We start from the raw sequence: 746 nt of genomic DNA, 5'->3' as shown, positions 1-746 counted from the left end.
GTACAATGAATTACAACAATTACTCACAATTGCATAAGATTCAGATATACTCAATTTCACCTTTTTATTTCTTAAGAAACTTTGCAACAGAACCCTAGTATGTATGGAAGGAAGTAAATTTGTTTCAATACGATGAACATAAGCCGTATTCTAGCCAAACGAAGCCAAAACCTAAGCTTAGGTTTTGGCTTCGCAACATATGATGCATGCAAACTTAGGTGTTATTTTTTATTAATTTTTCCAATGGTATTAAATTCATCATCAGGTTGTAAGGAACGAGTTAGTTCATTACAACGTAAAATATACTTTGGATATTCAACTTCGTAAAAAACGTGATCATCAAGTGGCGTATATGTTTATGAAGCGACTCGTCCGAGCTTTTGGAGAACCATCGGTTCTTACGATAGACAAGGCCCCGGCTTTGCTTTGTGCATTCAAAAAATGGAAAAAAGACGATTGTTATACCCATACCAAATACTGTACTATCAAATATCGTAATAATCTTATTGAACAAGATCATCGACATGTAAAACGACGCTTCGCCAAATCTTCTAGATTCCAAAGTATCCGTCATGCTTCTCGTACCATAAAAGGGATTGAAACGATTCAGGCTATATATAAACAGAGACGAAGTCTTAAATTAGACTCCGTCTTTTCGGCGTACAATGAACTCCAAAAATTAGTAGCGGTTGCTTAAACCCAAACGCCACTTTATAATCCGTTCTCTATTTTTTTAAACTTTGCAA

At 35.1% G+C, this 746-nt stretch carries 1 pseudogene; it reads left to right on the top strand.

Features of this window, described 5'->3' with window-relative positions:
* Positions 1-301: 301 nt before the first annotated feature.
* A pseudogene (locus F3I02_RS33640) lies at positions 302-697 on the top strand (DDE-type integrase/transposase/recombinase); the annotation flags it as partial.
* Positions 698-746 lie beyond the last annotated feature (49 nt).

The organism is Bacillus sp. SRB3LM (assembly GCF_015712745.1).
In the GTDB taxonomy this organism is placed as follows: domain Bacteria; phylum Bacillota; class Bacilli; order Bacillales; family Bacillaceae_G; genus Bacillus_A; species Bacillus_A thuringiensis_K.
The sequence above is the reverse complement of the archived record's forward strand: the minus strand, read 5'-3'. Positions and strand labels throughout refer to the sequence as shown.